Raw genomic sequence first — 22,965 nt, forward strand, 5'->3', positions numbered from 1 at the left:
TAAACGAATTCCAGTCCGTGTTTCGTCGGTCCTCTCGGTGTAGATACTGAGCAATCCACCAATACTGTTTGTATGATTCTTAACGTAGATTGCGCCAGACTATCATGAATAAAAATACCACAGAGAGTCGCATAGTATCCTGACCGCTTATCAAACTATTTTGCACACGTTTCGGTCGCAAATAACTGGAAGAAGACCGCTTAGAGTGGACTTTGTGCTGATTTAAGACTGAGTATGTGCTGTTCAGGGTCGGATGTCTGTGGTAGAACCATCATTAATTTACATTGAAACAGTACACTTATGTGCAATAGTTGGTATGTGTTTGAGTATGTTCGAGTGGGGCAGCCGGGGGGCTGGAGACCGGGGTGTATCACACGTTCTGGGTGTGGTGTTGTTGGCGAGTGCAGTCATCATTGGTGCCATACTGATCGTTCAGGTAGGCCAGCAGACGATTGAAGATATCAACGGCGACGCGAATGTCGAGCTCGCAGAAGAGGTGATGCTGTCCGTCGACCAGAGCTTCCAGCGGTCGGACGGCGACGAGTCGGTCGAGATCCCGGATCGTGTGCGGTCTGACGTGGCCGTAGCCGACAACGCGACGTACAATCTGACGCTGAACGGACGGTCGGCCTGTTCGACGGGAAACCGGTCACTGCAGACGATTCGATATCAAAAAAACGGCCAGCAGGTCGGTTATCAGGGCGGTGGCGTCTGGCGGATGACCGAATCGGGCGCGACGATGTCGTCGCCGCCGGCAGTTGACTACGATGAGGGAGCCCTCTCCCTGTCGTTCGCGAATATCTCCGGGCAGCGTATCGACGGAAACTCACTCTCGGTACGGTCGAATGCGACGAACCGGCGGTCACACGAGGCCGCCCTGCAGATGGCTCTCTACACCGACGCCTCATACGAGGACGCTCGTAGTGGATCGGTGTCCTCGCCGACCCAGGAGTGCTTGCCGACGCGGGTCACGAACGCGACGCTGACTGTCGACAACAGTAGTTACGCCCGCGCGTGGGCGGACTGGGCAGCAAGTACATATGACGACAAGTACGTCGATGTGTCGCCGTCCTCGGCCGAGCCGGGCGAGACAGTCCGTATCCGTTTTGCACTCGGTGACGTGTCCGACCCGCAGTTCGATGTCGACAACGTCTCGGTCCAGCCAGACACGGCGAATCCCGGTGAGGCAGTTGTCACTGCCAGCGTCACCAACACCGGCGGACTGAAAGACACGCAAGATATCACGCTGAAGCATAACCGGTCGGGGTCACCCAGCGAGGTAACGGAGACGGTGACCTTAGTCGGCGACGAATCGGCCACGGTGACTCAGTCGGTAGATGTCACTGACGCGAAGCCGCACAATTTCACTGTGAAATCGACCCAGGACACTGAGTACGAAGTCATCGAATACACGACTGTTCCGGGATCTCCGTCGCTTGAGATTACCAGCACCACCGTCCCGGCAACGGCGCGGCTCAATCAGGTCCCCTCGTCGACGGTTACGGTCACGAACACCGGGGAGATGACCGCAGACAAGGACGTCGTGTTCCGGGTCAACGGCTCTGTAAACGCGACGCGGACCGTGCTAGTTGACCCGGGCGAGAGCCGTACTATCGACTTCGGGCCGTCGATGCCGACTGACGAGAAGGGCACCTACGACCTCGAAGTCAGGACGGATGACGACTCGTACTCGCAGTACAGCGACGATGGGCACTACTTCGTCGTCGGCGACGCGGGCGTGTTCGAGATTACGTCGGTTACGCCCCCCGCGGGAGTCGAGAGTGGTGACACGGCGACTGTTGAGGCGACAATCGAAAATACAGGGGACATTCGGAAGTCCGCAACCGTCGAAATCCGTATAAAGAACGCAACATCGGGCAACGTCGTGGCATCAGAAACGACGACTCTCGACCTTGACGGTACTCGTCGGGGAACTGAGTCGGGGACCGCTTCAGTCACCAGTAGCTCGATAACAGTCGATTCGCCACAGCACTACACCTATGTCGTTGATACGCCGGATGATACACAGTCAGGGTCGTTCGCCGTCGGTACGTCGCCACCGCCCTTGTTCGAAATTACCACTGCAGATGTGGACAACCCTGTGAACACTAGTGAACAGACAGCACTGAAGCTTACCGTAACCAACACTGGCGGGACAGCCGACAAGCAGGATATAACTATTGACGTAGATGGCTCGCAGAGAGCAAGCAAAACAGCGCAGTTGGATCCTGGTGAGTCAGCCACACTCAACCGAGACATCACTGCACCAGATACATATGGCCAGTATCCGGTTACGGTTGCAACGGCCAATCGGTCACGTAATCTGACGCTGATTGTGCAACCGGCTTCATCCTTCGAAGTGAACGGATCGAAAGTAACCATCAAGCAGGCTATCAATGTCTCAGTAGTCCTGAAAGGGTCCGATCTTGAATTCCTCGGTAGCGAACCTTGGTCTGACGAGACGAGCATTAGGCATTGGCCAGTAACGATGTCGCTGTTCGTCCAGAATGACTCCAGCAGTGAATCAGTCGGTCTCTGGCGGGAGTACGAGAACGGCGATGTCAACGGCCCGTACGCCGAGCAACGACAAGTTTCGGATAACCACACGGACCCGTACAGCTACACGGGTTCTTTCGAGCCAGGGACCGATATCTCCGTCTTCGCCAGATCATACGGCTGCGAGTGGAATTGGGAGAGGCATTATTATGAAGACCACTATGTTCGTGCGTGGCAGGATCCCAATATCATACTGGCTGACTACGAGACTAGATACTGTGCAAAACCCGACTGGACCGATTGGCTCACCGTAAGCACGACACAGAACAGTGGGAACCTCGAAATTCGTCGCGACGGAGACTCGCTTCCAGCGTTTGAACAGGCGGCAGATTACCAGCGGGGTGTTGACGACGCGCTTGGTAATCGAGTCGACGAAAACGGCACCCTCCAGTTGGCTGACGGCGAGCTGGCATTTTTTTACGAGCTCTCAATCGCTAATGCTGATCCAGATGACGCTAAAGATACGGGCGATCCGGACTACAACGATGCCATCGTTCTGTTTAAACAAAATTCGATTGAAAAGAGTGTTAACAGAGGACCGGCGTTCCAACTTGAGGACGTCGACGCACCCGCTCGTGTCGACAGGACGACTAACGCTACGGCGACAGCCAAAGTGACGAACGTGGGAGACTCAACTGGTGAAGTCACCTTGGAGAGAGGTTTCGATGGCAGCAGTAGAGAAACGGAGTCTGTGACACTTGCGCCGAATGAGACCGAAGAGGTCACATTCACGCTTCCAACCGCTTCGAGGGCATCCGGGTACAGCTATCCGTACACAATCTCTATCACCGGCACACAACAGGAGGGGAGCGGAAACATCTACGTTGGCGAGCTGGACGAACAGTTCATGCAGGTCGATTCGGTCCGAGGGCAACGTGTCGTCGATAGCGACGATACCGCGACAGCGACCGTTAAAATCACCAACGTCGGTGGTCAGGCTGGAACAGACACCGTTGTCCTTCGGGCGAAAAACACGGACGACCCCAGCCCGTCGTTCACCACCGTCGACTCGGAGACGATGTCAACGGGACTCGCTCCCGGAGACACGCGGCAATTTACACTTGATATACCGACCAGTCGTGGCAACTACACCTACTACGTCGAAACATCGGACTCCACGTCCCCAGAGCAGTCGTTCTTCGTGGGACAGTCAAACTTCGCCATCAACGACACGCAGTCAGTAAATATCGGCGCAGAGACCTACGACACTTCGACGCTCATTGAACGCCGCGGCGGTGCCCAGCGGATGACCGTTGAGGTGTACAATGAGGGTACCGTCGGTGACGACCGCGACGTGACGCTGACAATCAAGAACAAAAGCGACGGCTCGACCGAGTTCACGGGCACCAAAACGGTCACCGGCGGCAGTGGCGACCTGCGGGGCATCGACGAGTACCCCGCGTGGGCTGGCTACGACGTGGACCTCGACCCCGGGTACTACACCTACGAGGTGACGGTGTACAACGAGACGACCGGCGAACGGGTCGCAGACACCGCAACAGGTGAGATATACCTCAAGAACGTCGATGAGACCGGCGCGACAGGGAACGACTCACCGATAACGGTCGATTCCGATTCGGTGACGCTGGGCAGTTAAGCGATCGGAGCGGCACTGTTTTTACAGTCGGTGTTCGGAAGTCATCGTTTCACACGCAGGGAAACACAACACACGCAGGGCGACACAGCCACTTGTGTGATGTTCGGCAGCTAGCGATAGCTCTCACCGGTCGACCGCAGCAAAAGAAAAACTGAGCTGTGTTGCGCCGAATTAGCCGAAGAGTTCGCCGAGGCCTTCGCCGCTTGCCTCGTCGTCCTCGTCGTCATCGTCGTCGCCGCCGTCGTCGGCAGCCTCTTCTTCGGCGTCCTCGTCGGCCTCGTCGGCCTCGTCAGCGTCACCCTCAGCGGGTGCAGCCGAGCCACCGCTTGCCGGCACCGGTGCCGCAGCGGCCTGGTCGACGGCCTCCTCGATGTCAACGTCCTCGAGGGCAGCGACGAGGGCCTTGACGCGGGACTCCTCGACATCGACGCCCGCGGCGTCGAGCACGTCGGTGAGGTTGTCTTCGTTGATTTCTTCGCCCGATTCGTTCAGGATGAGTGCAGCGTATACGTATTCCATTGTTGTAGTGTGAGTTGTTAGAACATCGCTCCGAGCGCGTCGCCGGCGTCCTCGTCGTCGTCATCGTCGCCGTCGTCGGCCTCCTCGGCCGCGTCGTCGGCGTCGCCGTCGTCCTCGGATGCGGTGTCCTCGTCTTGGTCGTCAGTCGGTTCCTCAGTAGCGGCGGCCTCGACGCCCTGAAGCTCCTCAGGGAGCGCCTCCTCGTCGTCGATCTGCGAGGCGAGCGCACGGACCTGTGCGTCGGCCTTGCTCACGAGGTCAGGCACGACCTCGGGGTCCTCGATGGCGGCCTGGAGCGCGAGGCTCTTGGCGTTGCCACGAGCGGACTGGAGCATCGTCGGGGCCGTCGTCGCGGTCGGGTAGTCGGCGTTGACCGAGAGATTGAACGCTCGGCCGGCAGCCGCCTGGATGTCGCTCCGGTACTCGTCGACATCGAGTTCCAGTTCCTCGGGTTCGAACAGCACGCCGTCGGCGAAGACGGCACGAAGGTCGAGACCGACCTCTTTCGGTTCGATGCCGAGTTCGTTCAGGACGTTCGCGAGTTCCTGAGAGACTTCCTCGCCAGTATCGAGCACCGTCGAGTCAGAAAGGACCTGAATGGATCCTTCCTGAATGCGTGCGTCGGCACCCACGCTCTGGAGTTCGCCAACGAACGGCCCGGGGTCAACGCCCGTGTCGCCTTCCGGAATCACGATATCGTTCGGGGCAATCTCGCCGGCACCGATGGGTGCGGGCGTCTTGGAAGCCTCGAGTTCCTGAAACAGCGAGAACGGGTTGTCGTCGGTTCCGATGAGCCCGACCTGCCCGGTGACGTAGCTGTTGAGGTCTTCGAGTCCGTCGTCGACTTCGTCCAGTGCACGCTCAAGCAGCGTGTTCCGGGAGACGCGGAGTTCGGCGGTCCCGTGCAGATCACGTCGCATGTCCTGCAGTTGTCGGGACGGAATCCCGGCAATGTTGACGACGCCGACGCTCTCGTAGGACTCGATCATCGCTACGATGGCGTCGACCTCTTCTTGTTTCCACTCGGGGATGGTTTCGGTCTTGCGTTCGGATTCGGCGCTCATCTCAGGCCACCTCCTGTGCAGGCCCCATCGTCGTCTTCACGTAGACGGTGTCGATGTTGAGCGGGCCCTTCTCGAGGTCCGCGTGCAGACGGCGGAGGATGACGTCGATGTTGTCCGCGATATCCTCGGCGGACATGTCCTCCGCGCCGACCCGCGTGTGGAACGTTCGCCGTTCCCCGCTGCGGAGCTGCACGGTGTTTTTCATACGTTCGATGACCTCGACGACGTCGTCGTCGGGGTCGAGCGGTTCCGGCATCTTCCCACGCGGACCGAGGACGGTCCCGAGGTAGCGACCGATGTCCTGCATCAGGTCCTTCTCTGCAATGAAGAAGTCAGTGTCATCGGCGAGGTCCTTGGCGGCATCGTCGTCGCCACCCAGTTCCTCGAGTTCGTCCTCGTCGAGTACGTCGTCTGCGACTTCCTCGGCACGAAGGGCGGTTTCGCCCTCGGCGAAGACCACAATAGTGGTCTCCTGACCGGTGCCAGCAGGAAGCACGACGGACTCGTCGACGCGGTTCGACGGGTCGTTAAGATCTAAGTCGCGCAGGTTCACAGCGAGGTCGACCGTTTCGCGGAAATTCCGCTCAGGTGCGTCCTCGAGTGCGCGCGAGACTGCGTTCTCTATTTCCTGATCTGCCATTGTTCACCTCCGTAGTACGCCAATCGGCTTCTACGGGTCAGTGAAACAGGCGGATGCCTGTCTCGTGCGGGTAGACGCCAATGCGACACTTAAACCCGTCGAACCAGCCCAAGGACCGCTGACGGGCGTGTTTCCGGTTCTCAGGGTCCGGTCGTCAATCGGGGTCGCGCCGACAGTGCAGTGGCTCAGCAGCGTCGAAAGCAAGGGAAAACACACGCCAGTCGCACAGCGGCCTGACTTACGCTTCTGCTTCAGCCGCGAACACGTCGTCGTACTCGCCCGCGTCGATGCGCTCTTTGAACTCGCGTGGGTTTTCGCCTTCGATGGTGACGCCGAGAGAGGTACACGTTCCGACGACCTCCTTCGCGGCGTTCTTCAGGTCGTATGAGAGCAGGTCGGTCTGCTTCTGTTCGGCGATCTGCTTGACCTGGTCGACGGAGAGGTCAGCGACGAAGTCTTCCTGTGGTTCGCCGCTGCCGGTCTCGAAGCCGGCCTCGTCCTTGATGAGTTCGGCTGTCGGCGGGACACCGACTTCGATCTCGAAGGAGCCGTCGTCGTCGTACTCGACGGTGACGGGGACTTCGGTGCCGTCGAACGCTGCCGTCTGGTCGTTGATGTCCTGTACGACTGCCTGCACGTCCACCGGTGTCGGGCCGAGTTCCGGGCCGAGTGGCGGGCCAGGGTTGGCCTCCCCACCGGGAACGAGGACTTCGATAGTTCCAGCCATACATAGTGGAATCCTCGCGGCGGTTTAAAGGATTGCGTTTCACGGATCGCTGCGTGAGGCCCCCACACGCTCGAAGGCACACTGTTCTATCGACAGAGTGACCAGCACAACAAAAATATGGTCCCCGTCGGCTCAGGCGAACGTCACGCCGTGCCGTGCGAGATAATCGCTTGCGTCTTTAATTTCGACCGGGGAGCCGATTATCCGAACCTGTTCACCGTCCTGATGAACGCTCACAGTGAACTGCTGTTCCAACTCCTCGCGAATTCCGTCGAGCGCACCGACTGGCAGCAGTATCTGCGTGCTGTCGCGGAACCGACTCGCCGCTCCCATTATCGACACATGACGGAGGATACCCTATAGGTGTGTCGAATTACATGAGGGCCGGCTGACGATTCTGAACGGCAGGACGACTCCCTGACGTGTGCCGTTGGGGCGGCGTCGACGAGGGAGGAAAGCCTTATTCGGTGTGAGGGGCCGACATACACTTAATGGGGCTCGAAGAGGAGATTCAGGAACTCGAAGAGGAAATCGCCAGCACTCCCTACAACAAGTCTACAGAGGCCCATATCGGTCGGCTGAAGTCCAAGCTCGCGGAGAAAAAAGAGAAGCTCGAACAGCAGGCCTCTTCGGGCGGCGGCGGTGGCTACGGCGTCGAGAAACACGGTGACGCGACCGTCGCACTCGTCGGGTTCCCCAGCGTCGGGAAGTCGACGCTGCTGAACGCACTGACCAACGCCGAGTCCGAGACCGGTGCCTACGAGTTCACGACGCTCGACGTGTACCCGGGGATGCTCAAATACAAGGGGGCGAACATCCAGATACTCGACGTTCCCGGCCTCATCGAAGGCGCGGCCGGCGGCCGCGGCGGCGGAAAGGAAGTCCTCTCCGTCGTCCGGACCGCTGACCTCATCGTCTTCCTCATCTCCGTCTTCGAGATCGACCAGTACGACCGACTTAGTGAGGAGTTGTACAAGAACAAGATACGCCTCGACCAGGACCCACCGTGGGTCAACGTCCGAAAGAAGGGCAAGGACGGGATTTCGGTCAATACGGCCACCGGCGTCGAACTCGACGACGAGACAGTCAAGGCCGTCCTGCGCGAGCACGGCTACGTCAACGCCGACGTGACCATCGGCGAGCAGATCGACATCGATCAGCTCATCGACGGCGTGATGGACAATCGCGTCTACCTCCCGTCCCTCGTCGCCGTCAACAAGGCTGACCTCATCGAACCCGACTACCTCCCGAAGGTAGAAGACGAACTCAGAGAGCGGGACATCGACCCCGACGAAGCCATCTTCATCAGCGCTGAGGAGGAGAAAGGGCTCGACAGCCTCACTGAACGCATCTGGGAGGAACTCGGCTTGATCCGGATTTATATGGACAAACCGGGCCGCGGTGTCGACCGCGAGGAACCACTGATACTCCGCGAGGGCGACAGCGTCGACGACGCCTGCGAGAAGCTCGGTGGGAGCTTCGACGAACGGTTCCGCTTCGCCCGCGTAACCGGCCCGAGCGCCAAGCACGACGAACAGCAGGTCGGCCGTGACCACGAACTCGCGGACGAGGATGTCCTTCGAATCGTCGCCAATCGATAGCAGTAAATCGTCGCCAATCGATAGTAGTACTTTTCTTCGGACGCGCTCGCGTGCGTGAGGTTCAAGCGAATTAGAAGTAGATGCGTTCATGGGTCTAGGGTCCTGCCACCACGTATGGACCACAGTCCCCGACGTCGTCTTCTCGCTGTCGTTGTTGCTGGTCTCATCCCTTGGACAGTGGTGCTGATCGGGGCAGAGCTGACGCTCGTCTTCTCCTTTGGCCTGTTCAACACGAATCCGCCAGAGCTACTCTCGGTCTACAGCTACTTCGTTCGGTTTACCGACGCGCTCCCTCAGTTTATCGAGTCATGGGGATCGGGCGTCCTGCTGTATGCGCTTGCCCTAATCAGCGCTGTTACGGGTGTCGTCTGGCGTGAGGACGTCCGGATTACCGCCCTCGCTCTCGCAGGTGCGGGCCTGACTCAACTTCCCGTGTTCCTGGGATTTAACAGGCGACTCAACTACGCGGCTGTCCCGGTCGGCTCCATCGTACTACTTGCTGTGGTCTGGTGGTACTACCTGCCGGCCATTCGGAGCGATACAGCGACGCGGTGACCTGCGGTATCGAAGCCGGACGGAAGCACCTGTGGCGGTAGCCTTTTCGCTTGCTCGCACCATGTGCCGTGTATGTGGTCACTCGATCATACGATGATGCGCGTCGAAGATCTGGACGCGTCGCTGGACTGGTACCAGACGTATTTCGATTACGAGGAGAAGGGCCGCTGGGAGGCCGACACCTTCACCAATGTCTTCCTCGGTCCGGAAGACGCCCACGACGAAGGTGCCCTGCTCGAACTCACGTACAACCACGACGGGCGCTCGTACACGATGGGCGACGCGTGGGGACACATCGCTGTCCGCTGTGACGACGTATACGACGCCTACGAGGAGCTGATGGACGCCGGCGTCGAGGACTACCGCGACCCGGACTCCTGTGGCGGCTCCTATGCCTTTGTCACAGACCCCGACGGCCACGAGATCGAAATCGTCGAGCGAGACCACGGGGCGAAGTGGTCGCTCGACCACACCATGATCCGCGTCGAGGATGCCGAACAGGCTATCGGCTGGTACACCCGGAAGCTCGACTACGACCTGTTCCGCCGCGAGGAGTTCGACGACTTCGCGCTGTATTTCCTCAAGCCCGAGGACGCCCCCGAGGAGGCAATGTCGGTTGAACTCACCTACAACTACGACGGTCGGTCCTACGAACTCGGCGACGCCTGGGGCCATCTTGCAGTCCGAACCGACGACCTCCACAGTGCGTGGGAGACGCTGATGGGCCGTCACGCTGAGGACTACCGTGACCCAGAGAGCTGTGACGACCGTTACGCGTTCACCAAAGACCCCGACGGCCGCGAAATCGAAATTGTAACCAGCTGACGCTACTGGCCGGCAGTGGCCGTCTGCGCGAAACTATTCTCACGCGGTCGCTGTCAGGAGACGAGCGTCCTGCGGAGTCGTTCCTGAGCCAGCAGTTAGCATCTGTGAAGCTTTAGGCGCTTCAGGCCAGCGGAGCCATCTCCGATATGCAAATCTGGGGCGTCAGACACCCGAATGACGATCCTGTTCTATACCTACAAGCATCTTATACCACATCTAATCGCCACTGGCGTCACCGGTTAGCCCTTACTGCTCATGTCGATGGAATATTCTTACCACAAAACATTTACAACAGACACCTATCGTTTAGACTGTACCCCTACCCATGACGCCAGAAGTGAGTACGCCGGTTCGGTCTATGCGTGGTCGCGGTGACTGCGTTCCGACCAGGTGGAAAACTGCTGGGGTCGCCCGATAGCAAACACAAACTATGACAGATACAAACGACAAACTACGCAGCCTGTTCCTGGCCGCGATCATGGTGTTCTCGGTGTTCGCCATGACAACCGGCTTTGCAGGAAGTGCTGCTGCAGCTAATTTGGACGCTGGGACGTTCTACAGCGGCCAAGAAGTACAGTTTAGCGTAAACAACCCTGACGCAACCTATCAAGTTCGGACCGTCGACAAGAGCGGAGACGATGATCGGGTCGGTGCGCTTCGCCGGACGCTCTCACCGAACGATGACGGAGATCTCGTGTTCGATCTTGACGAGCGCCTCACCGAAGGCGATTTCGTCATCCAGAACAGTAACACCGGTGATGTTGTCGACCTGAGTGACGGGTCTGAATCACCAGTCGGTAATAATGGCCTTACAGCCTCTGAGACGTTCGAGGTCATCCAGCAGGACCTCACCGCCGACTTCGACGATGATTCCGTCGGAACAGAGGGCGACTCGGCTGATGTCGACTTCGAGATCGAGTCCGATGTCCGGAACAACTACGCGGTCAACGTCTCTGCGGAGGGACTTGACCGAGACGAACTCGCCGATATCTTCAAAAACAACGAAAATATCGACGTACCTGATGATGCAACGGTGATCACCGAATCTGGCGATGGTGATCTCGTTGATGTCAACAGTGAAGATGAGTTCTTCGCAGACACCGAGAAGATCCAGATTGTCGGCGATGCAGAAGGCGATTACACGCTGAACTTCTCGGACATCGACGAAGGTAACTACACGATTGAAACCAACGTGACCGACACCGACGCTTCGGACTCGGACAACATCGAGGTTGTCGACACCGGTGACGATGAAGCGTCCTTCGAGCAGGGCGTCGTCTCTGAGGAACGTGGTGACGTGGCAAACATCACCATCCAGCTCGACAACACCGACGAAGCGACCGTGCAGGTCGGTGACAAGGATGATGATAACTACTTCGCCATCGCCGAAGTGACTGACGACAACGACGACGGCGTCGCACACGTCAAGTTCAACAGCTACCGAGCTGGTGACGGCGATGCTAGCGATGTCCTCGTTCCTGGTGACGACGAAACGACCATCGATGAGGTCGAACAGCACAACTATGGCAGCTTCGGCGGCGATGGCGTCGGCCAAGACATTCTCGAAGCGACGGACTACGATATGAAGGTTGTCAATGGTCACGTTGGCGTCGCTGACAACAGTTCGGAGACTCCGTACCAAGAGGTTGAAAATGAGGACGATGTCGGAACGCTCTCACTCGGCGAGCGCTCTACTGAGAACATCCAGGTGTGGCGTGCCCCAAGTGGCACGTACGGTGATGATATCAGCGATCTTGATGCTGACGAAACCGCACCAGTCTACGACCTGATCGAGTCCGGTAACATCACACAGACCGGCGAAGTGGCAATTGACGATGTCAACGACGACGTCATCATCCAGGTCGAGGCATCCGGTCTCGAAGGTGCGTTTACCGACGGTAGCGGTGACCTTAGCATAAGTGCAAGTGAGTACGGTGATGCCTCCGGGCCAGAGAACGCAGGTGAATCCGACGAGCACGTGTTCCAAACCGGCTTCGAAGATTCTGACCCTGGCGCAAACACCGATACCGATATTACGGACATCAGCGACGCTGTTGCCAGTGATGACTACACGGTCATCTACGACGAGGCCAACGACACGCACTTCGTCGCCATCGACGGAGCGGATCTCGCTGACACAGATGGTCTTGGTCTTGAAGACGAAGACGAGTACGCGGCAAACTTCACTGTCTTCGACCAAACCAGTGACCTCGTCGACGACGACGACGACAGCGAAGTCGTCAACGAAAGCGTTCAGTTCCTTGACGCCGATGCGACGCTGAACAACGACGATGACATCACCGTTCAGGCTGCTGCTGGTCAGGAGTTCCGCGGCACGACGAACGTCGCACCCAGCACCGAAGTAACCGTCCGCCTCCGCAGCCAATCGAGCAGCAGTCCGTTCCTGCTCCAACCGAGTGGAGCTGTCGGGCCGAACGGTACGTTCACCGCGACAGCTGACCTCAGTGAGCGGAGCCCCGGGACGAACTTCACGGCACAGAGCCGTGTCGACGGCAGTGACGTCGGCGACGACATCGACGGCACGATTGTCGAAGGCGAAACGGCCACTGTGAGTATCAGTGATCAGGAGTCCGATGGGAGCGAAGTCACGGTCGACAGCACGCAGTTGTCCGCCGGTGGCTTCATCGTCATCCACGACAGCTCCCTGCTTGAGGGAGAAGTCGAGGGGAGCGTCATCGGTAGCTCCGAGTACCTCGAGGCAGGCAGCCACGAGGACATCACGATCACGCTCGACGAGCCGATGGACGAGAACTTCACGGCTATCGCGATGCCGCACCTCGACACCAACGGCAACGAGGAGTACGACTTCCCGGACGCTGACGGTCCGTACACCGGCGCAGACGGTGCTGTGACGGACGACGCGAACGTGACCGTCATTGCCGAGGACACGCCTGAGGACACGCCGACGGACACGCCTGAGGACACGCCGACGGACACGCCTGAGGACACGCCGACGGACACGCCTGAGGACACGCCGATAGACACTGAAACCGAGACCACGGAAGAGACCGGTCCCGGCTTCACGGCAGCCATCGCCCTCATCGCGCTGGTCGCCGCTGCGCTCCTCGCCGTCCGACGCGACAACTAACCGGAACAACTCCGGTCCCTGAACACTATTTTCTTTCGCGCGCACGGGTGCAGTGCCGACAGTCTGTACACTGTCACCGACTCGCGGCTTGGTTTCCTGACCAGAGGTTCTGTTGTTCGCTTTCCCACTGCTACTTGCCGACCGTCAGTCGTGACTGGAGAGAGTCAAACACCGGCCCACTATTCGAAAGAGAGTCCAAGCGAGATACGCTGGTCTGGGGCGTGCCTTGCGCTGACAATATAAGTGCGCTGCCCTCTGACAGTCTGTTCTAATTCCAGTATTACCTGCGTAGCAATCACTGATAGCCGGTCCTGATTCACGTTCGTGATCTCTTAGCTCTCGCAGGTCACAGCAACATCTGAGCTCTCTTTCCCAGCAAGCAGTGAGGTGAACTGCAGTTGAATCAGGCGGGTAGCTCAACCGGAGTTCTGCCATTCGATTATCTGACAGGTAGATTGAATACCATGTCAAAGGCAAATGTATGTGCAAAAGCATTATTGAATTACCATTACTTGTAGTATACTTACCAGCTTTATTCCACAAAGCATTTACCGCACTTCGGGCAATGTACCGATACCCCTACCCATGACGCCAGAAGTGAGTACGCCGGTTCGGTCTATGCGTGGCCTCGGTGGTTACGTTCCGACCACGCGGAAAGCTGCTGGGGTCGCCCGATAGCAAACACAAACATGACAGATACAAACGAAAAACTACGCAGCCTGTTCCTGGCCGCGATCATGGTGTTCTCGGTGTTCGCCATGACAACCGGCTTCGCGGGCAGTGCTGCTGCTGCTCCATCTGAATTGGACGCTGGGACGTTCTACAGCGGCCAAGAAGTACAGTTTAGCGCAAACAACCCCAGTGCTGATTATGAAGTTCGGACCGTCGACAAGAGCGGTGACGATGATCGAGTCGGCGCACTTCGCCGGACGGTCAGCCCTGACGACAGCGGCGTTGTCTCGTTCGACCTCGACGGTCGCCTCAGTGAAGGCGATTTCGTCATCCAGAACGGTAACTCCGGTGAGGTCGTCGACCTGAGCACTGAGAACAACAAGGAAGGCTCAGTCGATCCTAACAATGGCCTTACAGAGGGAGAGACGTTCGAGGTCGTTCAGCAGGACCTCTCCGCCGACTTCGACGATGATTCTGTCGGCACGGAGGGCGACTCGGCTGAGGCCGACTTCGAGATCGATTCAGATGTCCGGAACGGGTACGCGGTCAACATCTCATCCGAGAACCTAGACCGAGACGAACTCGCAGACATCTTCACTCGGGCGACGGATCAACCTGATAACCCCGACTACAAGGTTATCAGTACATCAGATGATTCGAACCAACTTGTTGGCATCAACGACGATGACCGCGAGGCGGCCGAAGAGGAATTCTTCGCAGACACCGAGAAGATCCAGATCATCGGCGCGGAAGGCGAATACACGCTGGACTTCACGGACATCGACGAAGGTAACTACACGATTGAAACCAACGTGACCGACACTGACGCCTCGGACTCGGACACCATCGAGGTTGTCGACACCGGTGACGACGAAGCGTCCTTCGGAGACGGCGTCGTCAACGAGGAACGCGGTGACGTGGCAAACATCACCATCCAGCTCGACAACACCGACGAAGCGACCGTGCAGGTCGGTGACGTGGAAGACGATAACTACGCAGCCGTTGCGAAGGTGACTGACGACGATGAAGACGGCGTAGCCCACGTCAAGTTCAACAGCTACCGCGCGGGCACTTCCGACAGCGGTGTCCTAGTCGCTGGTGACGACGACACCACCGTCGAGGGAGTTGAACAGTACGGCTCCTTCACTGACACTACCGAGAAGGACACTGGCTCAGACATCCTTGAGGCGACGGACTACGATATGTACGTCGTCAACGGGTTCGTTCTTGATGACAACCGCATTACCGATTCGAACAAACTACCCGATGGCGCAAAAGGCGGGGAGTTCACTAACATTACCGACGAAGACGATATCGGAACCCTCTCACTCGGAGAGCGGTCCACCGAGAACGTTCAGGTTTGGCGTGCTCCCAGTGGCACGTACAACGATGACATCAGCGATCTCGACGCTGATGAAACCGCACCGGTCTACGATCTGATCGAGGCTGGTAACATCACGCAGACCGACGAAGCGGCGATCGACGATGTCAACGACGACATCATCGTCCAAGTCGAGGCATCCGGTCTCGAAGGTGTGTTCACCAAAGACGGTGACATCGACACGAGTTCCTACGGTGGCGATTCCGGCCCTGAGTTCGATGACTCCGACTCGCGCACTGACGCGGTGTTCCAGCACGAACTCGAGGATGCTGATCCCGGCGCAAACACCGATGGCAGCGGTACTGACATCGGCGCGCTTACGCAGGGCTCTGACTACGATGTCATCTACGACGAAGCTAACGACACGCACTTCGTCGCTATCGACGGCGCAGCTCTCGAGGATGCCCTCTCCCTTGAGGACGAAGACGAGTACGCGGCGAACTTCACTGTCCACGACAAGAACAGTGACCTTGTCGACGACGACGACGACAGCGAAGTCGTCAACGACAGCGTTCAGTTCGTTGACGCCGATGCGACACTGAACGATGGCGATGACGTTACCGTTCAGGCCGAGGCTGGTCAGCAGTTCTCCGGGACGACGAACGTCGCACCCAGCACCGAACTGACTGTCCGTCTCCGCAGCCAATCGAGTAGCAGTCCGTTCCTGCTCCAGCCGGAGACAGCCGTCACGTCGAACGGTACGTTCACCGCGACGGCTGACCTCAGCGACCGGAGCGCCGGAACGAACTTCACGGCACAGTCCCGTGTCGACGGGAGTGACGTCGGTGACGAGATCGACGGCACAATCGTTGAAGGTGCAGTCGGCACTGTGAGCATCAGTGATCAGGAATCCGACGGGAGCGAAGTCGTCGTCGACAGCGCACAGCTGTCCGCCGGTGGCTTCATCGCAATCCACGCCGGTAACGCATCCGGCGATGTCGTCGGTAACTCCGAGTACCTCGAGGCAGGCAGCCACGAGGACATCACGATCACGCTCGACGAGCCGATGGACGAGGACTTCACCGCGGTTGCGATGCCGCACCTCGACACCAACGGCAACGAAGCGTACGACTTCCCTGGCGCTGACGATCCGTACACCGCTAACGGTCCTGTGACGGACAGCGCGAACGTGACCGTCACCGCCGAGGAAGAGCCGACAGCAACCGAGACGGAAACCGAAACGGAAACCGAAACGGAAACTGAAACCGAAACGGAAACCGAAATGTCGACCACCGAGGAGCCTGAGCCCGAGACCACCACCGCAGAGGAAGGTCCCGGCTTCACGGCAGCCATCGCGCTCATCGCGCTGGTCGCCGCTGCGCTCCTCGCCGTCCGACGCGACAACTAACCAGAGCAGTTCTGGTCTCTGAACACCGTTCTTTCTTTCGCGCGCTACGCCGGTAGCGGCAGCGCTACCGCTAGTCGGTCTGACGACGACACCGCACAGTAGCGCAACGACAAAACATATAGGCCGGTTTGGCTAACGTACGAGCAATGAGTGAGACAGTCCTGCAAGCGGGCGTCGACATCGCTGGACTGTCGTTCGACCCGGTCACGGTTTCGGAGCCGCTGATGTGGCTCGTTCTCGTGGCGTTTCTGGGAAGTGTGGCCGTCGCCCAGTACGACGAGCGGCTGGCCCGCCCCGTCGGGACGGTCGGCTGGGTCGTGTTCGCGGCGTACTGGCTAGTCTTGGCGCCGCATTTCATCCTGATACAGAAGAGCGTCGTCGAGGGGCTGGGAAGCGTTGTCGCCGTCCCGCTGTCGCTGTACACCGCCTATCTGCTCTGGAACGGCCGGGAGTCGCTACTGGTGTTGACCCGCGCTATCGGCATCATGGGCGTCATCTATGTGCCGTTCCTCACCATCGGGCCGCTGCGGCAGGCTATCATCGAGGTCGTCACCGACCAGGTCGCCTTCCTCATGACCGTCATCGGATACGACCCGATGGTGGTCGACGGACTCTCGCACAACGGTATCGAGATCACGTCGAAGCAGTACCCCTACGAGAACACGTTCTGGTTCGACGGGAACGAGCGACCGATAACGTACACTATCATTCTGGCCTGTACAGGTATCGGCAGCATCTCCATCTTCGCTGGCGGCATACTGGCAGTCAAGGCACCGTGGCGGCGGAAGCTCCGCGTGCTGGCCGTGGCTGTCGGCATCATTTACGTACTGAATCTGCTTCGGAATCTCGGCATCGCACTGGCCTTTGGTCTCCAGAAGGCGCAGTTTTTCCCGGAGACGGTCATGGCGCTGTTCGGTCTCAGCGACGCACAGCTGGTGTCTTACTACATCGTCGACCGGATGCTGGCACAGTTCGGCTCCGTCATCGTCCTTGTTGGGCTTACGTGGGTGCTGATGCGGGAGCTGCCGGAACTCACCGTCATCGTCGAGGACCTCCTGTTTCTGGTGACTGGCACGGAGTACGACCTCGGAACAGCGTTCGAAAAAGACCAGACTGAGCCCGGTAGCCCAACGCCCGGCGACGACTGAACTGGGACGGCGCTATTCTAGGTCGGCTCCTGCAGTCGACTCTAACACGTCCGCTTCGAGCGGGTGAAGCGACCCGGGAATCACGAGTAGATGGAGCGGCTCGCCAAACGTCTGCTCTGCGAGGTCATCGAGCGTATCAGCGACCACTAGTGGGTCCGGGCTACCGGCTCTGGCGACGACGACGCCAAGCGTGTCCGGGAACGGCTTCGACAGTAGTTCGGCGGCGTGGCTTGCAGTCATGTACGTGTCGTCGCTCTCGTCCCAGTGGGGGTCGTCGACCTTGATGTCGAGATAGACGAGCGTATGTAGGTCCCGGGCTCGATTGTCCTCGATTGTCGCCACAACGCTGTCCGGAACGCCGTCACCGCCGTGGGCGTCCTCGAACGGGAGCGTCGTGGCCTTCCCAAAGCGGTAGTTCTGCAGGCCGGTCAGCGAGCCAGCAGCAGTCTGGGCGGTCGTTCCATGGACGATTCGGGTCTGGATACCGCGGTCTTCGGCGCGGAGTCGGAGATCAGTGTGTGTCGTCGACACCATCGTATCGCCGGCGGTACAGAAGACGACGTCTTCGCTCTCGGCGGCCGCGAGAATCGGTTCCGGGTTCTGTTCGATTCCGGCCCGATCCCGGACCTCGATAGTCGTCCCTAGCGAAGCTTCCAAGGTTTCGAGGTCGGTGCCGACCAGCCGGCTCGTGTAGAACTCGGCGAACACGCGGTCGGCGTCCTGGATAGCGTCGCGGCCGGCGACCGTGACCGAGCGCTCGTCGTAGAGGCCCAGCCCGACGAATGTGAGCATATCTGGAGTGGGTCGCCGTCGGGGATAAAGGGCGCGAAGCGTCAGGCTTACCGCCCGCGGTCTGGGAGGGGCAGTATGGGCGTTCCCTGCGTTCGCGTTCCCCGCGAGGCCGGCGAAGAGACGCGCCAGCGCCTCGCCGAGGCAAACCTCGTCGACGACGGCTACGACATCACGGTCATCGACGGGCAGCTACACGTTCCTGTCACCGACCCCACGGCGGTGCCGTCGGACCTCACCGTTGTGGAGTCCGACCCGCCAGTCCGCGAGAGTCAGACGATGCCAGCGGACGGTCTCGACTTCGAGCCGAGCTACGAGCGAATCGGCGATGTGGCGATTGTCGACGAAGACGACGACGAGCGGGCACGGGCGATTGCCGACGCGATTATGGACTCGGACCTGCCCGTGCGAGCGGTGTTGAACCGCGCGTCGAAGATCAAAGGCGAACAGCGGGTCCGGGACTGGGAGGTCCTCGCTGGCGAAGGGACAGCAGTCACCCACCGGGAGTACGGCTGTACGTTCGACCTCGACCTCGCCGAGGTGTACTTCTCGCCGCGGTTAGCGACGGAGCGCCACCGCGTCGCCGAACAGGTCAGCGAGGGCGAGCAGGCCTTCGACATGTTCGCGGGCGTCGGCCCGTTCGTGATTCCGTTCGCCAAGCGGGGCGCGACCTGCGTCGGAACAGACATCAACGAGACGGCAATCGAGTATCTGCGCGTGAATGCGGAACAGAACGGCGTCGCCGACCGTGTGACCGGCATCTGTGGTGACGTACGCGAGGTCGCCAGCGAGTATGAGGACTGGGCCGACCGGGTCGTGATGAACCTACCCCACAGCGCCGACGACTTCCTCGATACAGCTGTCAGACTGGCGGGCGACGACTGCGTTGTTCACTTCTACGACATCCAACACGAAGATGACCTGTTCGGTCCCGGCGAGCGGGCGATCCGGGCGGCCGCGGAGGGAGCCTACGACGTGACGGTCGAAACACGCCACACTGTCCGGTCGTATGCCCCGAAGGAACACAACGTCGTTCTCGACGTTCGATTGACGCGCTGAAACGAACAGTTATGTTCATTCGTCTGATGGTGGGGAATAGTAGCAGATGGAGGTGAGCGAGGGTGACGACATCGACATCCACGACATCTCGCCGACAGCGTGGCGGCTCCTCCGTGTCGCGGCGGGGTTCGGCCAGCGAGAGGTCGAGGTGGAAATCGACGACATCATGCAGGCTCACATCTCGATGCTGGAGAACAACAACCGGAGTCTCTCGGAGCAGCGGCTCGAAGTGTTGTTCGAACTGTACCGGTCGGAACTGACCACCGAACAGGTGCGCGCGCTGGTTTCGAACTTCTAATCATGACCCAATGGACATTCCATGGACGCCGAGACGCGGCGGCTGACCAGCGGGGCCGGCCATGACCTGGTCGGGCCGGACGCGACCGCGGCGAACGGCAGCGGCGATTGTCGTCGCGCTCGCCTCGACGGCCGCGATAGCCGCCGCCCCGACGCCGCCCGGGCTCGACATCGCCGCCCAGTACGCGCTGGCGACGATGGCCTTTGCGGCGCTTCTCTGGGTGACGGACGCCTTGCCGCTCCCGGTAACGGCGCTGTTGATACCGGTGTTGCTGACGGTGTTCGGTATCTACACCGAGATGGAGGCCGCGCTTTCGGGCTTTGCCGACCCGCTCATCTACCTGTTTGTGGCGGGATTCATGCTCGCGAAGGCGCTCCAGACCCACAACATCGACCGCCGCATCGCTCTGTACCTGATAAGCTGGATGGGGCGCTCGCCGCGGCTGCTCATTCTGGCGATTATGGTCGCGACGGCGTTTCTCTCGATGTGGGTGTCGAACACGGCGACGACAGCGATGATGACGCCTGTCGCACTGGGTGTGCTTGCCGAGGTCGTCGGTCGAGATGTCCCCGATGGCGAGGCATCGAACATGCGAGTCGCGACCTTACTCGGCACGGCCTACGCGGCAAGCGTCGGCGGGGTCGGAACGCTCATCGGCACGCCGCCGAACGTCGTTGCCGTGGCGTTTCTCGACAGGCTCCTTGGCGTCGAGATATCGTTCGCGCAGTGGCTGGTCATCGGGCTTCCCATCGTCGTGTTGACCCTGCCGCTGACGTGGTATGTTCTGACGTTCTGGCTGTATCCCCCGGAGGTCGAGGACGTGAGCGGGGCGAAGGCACAGGCGAAAGCGTACCTCGATGAGGAGGGACCGCTGTCAGCGAGCGGTCGGCGCGCTGCGTACATCTTTGCGGCTACGGCGGGCCTATGGATTCTTGGCGGGCTCGGGTTCCTGTTCGAAGGCATTCTTCCCGACCCCGTGTTCGTGACGCTGTTCGGCGGTGCGGGCGAGACGGTGTTCGGTCTGACTGGGCATCGCGGCGTCCTGTACTTCGTGGTGATCGGACTGCTCGCCATCCCGGCACTCGTCCTCTCGGGGGCTGACGACTGGGAGAACTTGGTCGACATCGACTGGGGCACCATCATCCTGTTTGGCGGCGGCATCTCGCTGGCGGACGCGCTTGCCGAAACCGAGGCGACGACGTGGCTCGCACGCACTGTCTTCGACACGCTAATCGGCGCGCCGCTCGCCCTCGTTGTGCTCGCCGTCATCGTTTTTACCGTGCTGGTGACCGAACTGTCCTCAAACACGGCGACGACGACGATACTCGCCCCAGTCCTCATCGGCCTCGGGAGCGTCCTCGCCGGTACACTCGGTGTCGAACCGGTACAGGCAGCTATCACGCTGACGGTTACTGGAGCCATCGCAGCGAGCTTCGCGTTCGCGCTTCCCGTCGCGACGCCGCCGAATGCCATCGTCTTCGGCAGTGGCCATCTAGAACAACGGGACATGATTCGGGCCGGTGTCGTGTTGAACGTCCTGATGACGCTCGTCTTGACGGGACTCGTCCTCGTCTCCTTCGTGGTCCTCTGGCCCCGCGTGCTCTGGTAGCCTGCTTTTCAGCGTAGGTCGTTTCTTGAGAAGTTCCTGTAGGATGGGACACAATATCGTCGTACTATCCTTAACATTTAATAGAGTATGTCACAACCGACCATACAGGCCGTGTATCATTGATACACGGGCGCAAACCGACCTATGACTGGAAAACACGACCGACGCGCGTTTCTGAAAGTGGCAGGAAGCACAGGTGTCCTCGGACTGACCGGCCTCGCTGGCTGTTCGGGTGACGGTGGCGACGGCAGTAGTGACGGGGGCGATGGAAGTGATGGTAGTGGCGGCAGCGACGGCGGCTCCACCGGTGAAAGCGGGAGCGGGATGAACATCATCAAGCTCGGCGGCTCGATGAGTCTCACCGGGGACAACGCAGACCTCGGGCAGTTGTACAAGGACGCCTACGAACTGACGATCCAGCGTATCAACGAGTCCGGCGGCATCGAGGCCGGCGACGGCAATACCTACGAGCTGGAGATGGTTCTCCGGGACGACGGCACCGACGCCTCCCAGTCTAAGTCCATCTATCAGGAACTCATCGACCGCGAAGGCATCGACTATCTGCTCGGACCGTACTCCAGTACGGTGACCCTGCCCGCGAGCGCCGTGGCCGCACAGAACCAGAAACCGATGGTCGAGGGCGGCGGTGCGAGCCCGGAGATCTTCGCGCAGGGCAACGAGTGGATTTTCGGCCTCCTGCCGACGGCGAACAAGTACGCACTCAGCGGCTTCGACATGGCACTGGCACAGGACTCGCCGCCTGAATCGGTTGCCATCCTCGCGGAAGACGATACCTTCAGCCAGTCGACGGCGGAGGGGGCCCGCTCGAAAATCGAAGATGCGGGCCTCGACCTTGTCGTCGATGAGACCTTCCCGTCGGACACGTCGGACCTCTCGACGAGCCTCGGGAAAGTTCGGGACGAGGATGCCGACGTTGTGCTTCTCTGTGCGCACCAGAAGCACAACATCATCCTGGCCAACCAGATGGAGAGCCAGAACGTCAACCCCGATATGGCGATGGGAACCGTTGGCAGCCTCAACGAGTCGTTCAAAGACGAGGTCGGCGCCAACGGTGATTACATCTACGGCCCGACGTCCTGGGACATCAACGCTGACTTCGAGGACCCGGTGTTCGGCGGCACACAGGACTTCGTCTCGGCCATCAACGACAACTACGACAGCGCGCCGGACTACCACAGTGCGGCCGGGGAGGCCGTTATCATCACGTTCAAGGACGCCTTCGAGAGCGTTGACGAACTCGGTCCGACGGCAGTGCGAGACCACATCCGGCAGGCGTCATTCTCGACGGTGTACGGAACGGTCGAGTTCGACGACTCCGGCGTCATCGACAAGAATATGCTCGTCCGACAGTGGCAACCGGACCCGGGGCTCCAGACCGTCTATCCGGAGAACGTGCGACAGTCCGAGCCCATCTACCCGATGCCGGACTGGAGTGAGCGCTGAGACC

General features: G+C 59.8%; 17 protein-coding genes. 11 read left to right on the top strand and 6 right to left on the bottom strand.

Features of this window, described 5'->3' with window-relative positions; translation table 11 throughout:
* The first annotated feature begins 328 nt into the window (after positions 1–328).
* Entirely contained in the window at positions 329–4,153 is a 3,825-nt protein-coding gene (locus C437_RS06580; RefSeq protein ID WP_004516132.1) for a DUF7289 family protein, read from the top strand.
* 171 nt (positions 4,154–4,324) lie between these two features.
* Here C437_RS06580 and rpl12p read toward each other — a convergent pair whose 3' ends face one another.
* The 5 genes from rpl12p to C437_RS06605 form a co-directional block, all read right to left on the bottom strand.
* Positions 4,325–4,672, bottom strand: coding sequence for a 50S ribosomal protein P1 (rpl12p, locus tag C437_RS06585; protein ID WP_004516133.1), 348 nt, complete (start codon positions 4,670–4,672; stop codon positions 4,325–4,327).
* Between the two features lie 17 nt (positions 4,673–4,689).
* On the bottom strand, positions 4,690–5,736 hold the full coding sequence (locus tag C437_RS06590) for a 50S ribosomal protein L10 (protein ID WP_004516134.1): 1,047 nt from the start codon (positions 5,734–5,736) through the stop codon (positions 4,690–4,692).
* A 1-nt stretch (position 5,737) separates the two neighbouring features.
* Positions 5,738–6,376, bottom strand: coding sequence for a 50S ribosomal protein L1 (locus tag C437_RS06595; protein ID WP_004516135.1), 639 nt, complete (start codon positions 6,374–6,376; stop codon positions 5,738–5,740).
* 238 nt (positions 6,377–6,614) lie between these two features.
* On the bottom strand, positions 6,615–7,103 hold the full coding sequence (locus tag C437_RS06600; RefSeq protein ID WP_004516136.1) for a 50S ribosomal protein L11: 489 nt from the start codon (positions 7,101–7,103) through the stop codon (positions 6,615–6,617).
* Positions 7,104–7,235: 132 nt separating this feature from the next.
* Positions 7,236–7,436 (bottom strand): VNG_1110C family protein, encoded by a 201-nt coding sequence (locus tag C437_RS06605; protein WP_004516137.1) that lies wholly within the window; start codon positions 7,434–7,436, stop codon positions 7,236–7,238.
* Between the two features lie 158 nt (positions 7,437–7,594).
* Between C437_RS06605 and C437_RS06610 the strand changes: the two genes are divergently transcribed.
* The 6 genes from C437_RS06610 to artA all read left to right on the top strand — a co-directional run bounded on the left by C437_RS06610 (position 7,595) and on the right by artA (position 17,742).
* On the top strand, positions 7,595–8,704 hold the full coding sequence (locus C437_RS06610; RefSeq protein WP_004516138.1) for an OBG GTPase family GTP-binding protein: 1,110 nt from the start codon (positions 7,595–7,597) through the stop codon (positions 8,702–8,704).
* Positions 8,705–8,818: 114 nt separating this feature from the next.
* Complete coding sequence (locus C437_RS06615) at positions 8,819–9,259, top strand: TIGR04206 family protein (protein ID WP_049919658.1); 441 nt, start codon at positions 8,819–8,821, stop codon at positions 9,257–9,259.
* A 72-nt stretch (positions 9,260–9,331) separates the two neighbouring features.
* A complete protein-coding gene (locus C437_RS06620; protein ID WP_004516140.1) occupies positions 9,332–10,084 on the top strand; it encodes a VOC family protein in 753 nt (250 codons plus the stop codon).
* A gap of 430 nt (positions 10,085–10,514) precedes the next feature.
* Positions 10,515–13,193 carry a DUF7282 domain-containing protein gene (locus tag C437_RS06625; RefSeq protein WP_004516141.1) on the top strand — a complete coding sequence of 893 codons (2,679 nt, stop codon included), beginning with the start codon at positions 10,515–10,517 and terminating at the stop codon, positions 13,191–13,193.
* Positions 13,194–13,882: 689 nt separating this feature from the next.
* Positions 13,883–16,594, top strand: a complete 2,712-nt coding sequence (locus C437_RS06630) for a DUF7282 domain-containing protein (protein WP_004516142.1) — start codon at positions 13,883–13,885, stop codon at positions 16,592–16,594.
* 146 nt (positions 16,595–16,740) lie between these two features.
* Positions 16,741–17,742, top strand: a complete 1,002-nt coding sequence (gene artA, locus C437_RS06635; protein WP_004516143.1) for an archaeosortase A — start codon at positions 16,741–16,743, stop codon at positions 17,740–17,742.
* A 12-nt stretch (positions 17,743–17,754) separates the two neighbouring features.
* Here artA and dph5 read toward each other — a convergent pair whose 3' ends face one another.
* Entirely contained in the window at positions 17,755–18,534 is a 780-nt protein-coding gene (dph5, locus tag C437_RS06640) for a diphthine synthase (RefSeq protein WP_004516144.1), read from the bottom strand.
* A 75-nt stretch (positions 18,535–18,609) separates the two neighbouring features.
* Between dph5 and C437_RS06645 the strand changes: the two genes are divergently transcribed.
* The 4 genes from C437_RS06645 to C437_RS06660 all read left to right on the top strand — a co-directional run bounded on the left by C437_RS06645 (position 18,610) and on the right by C437_RS06660 (position 22,961).
* On the top strand, positions 18,610–19,590 hold the full coding sequence (locus C437_RS06645) for a class I SAM-dependent methyltransferase (protein ID WP_004516145.1): 981 nt from the start codon (positions 18,610–18,612) through the stop codon (positions 19,588–19,590).
* A gap of 46 nt (positions 19,591–19,636) precedes the next feature.
* Entirely contained in the window at positions 19,637–19,888 is a 252-nt protein-coding gene (locus C437_RS06650) for a hypothetical protein (RefSeq protein ID WP_004516146.1), read from the top strand.
* Between the two features lie 61 nt (positions 19,889–19,949).
* Positions 19,950–21,497 (top strand): SLC13 family permease, encoded by a 1,548-nt coding sequence (locus tag C437_RS06655; RefSeq protein WP_004516147.1) that lies wholly within the window; start codon positions 19,950–19,952, stop codon positions 21,495–21,497.
* 144 nt (positions 21,498–21,641) lie between these two features.
* Positions 21,642–22,961, top strand: coding sequence for an amino acid ABC transporter substrate-binding protein (locus C437_RS06660; RefSeq protein ID WP_004516148.1), 1,320 nt, complete (start codon positions 21,642–21,644; stop codon positions 22,959–22,961).
* The last annotated feature ends 4 nt before the right edge of the window (positions 22,962–22,965 follow it).

It is taken from the genome of Haloarcula vallismortis ATCC 29715, assembly GCF_000337775.1.
Lineage (GTDB): Archaea > Halobacteriota > Halobacteria > Halobacteriales > Haloarculaceae > Haloarcula > Haloarcula vallismortis.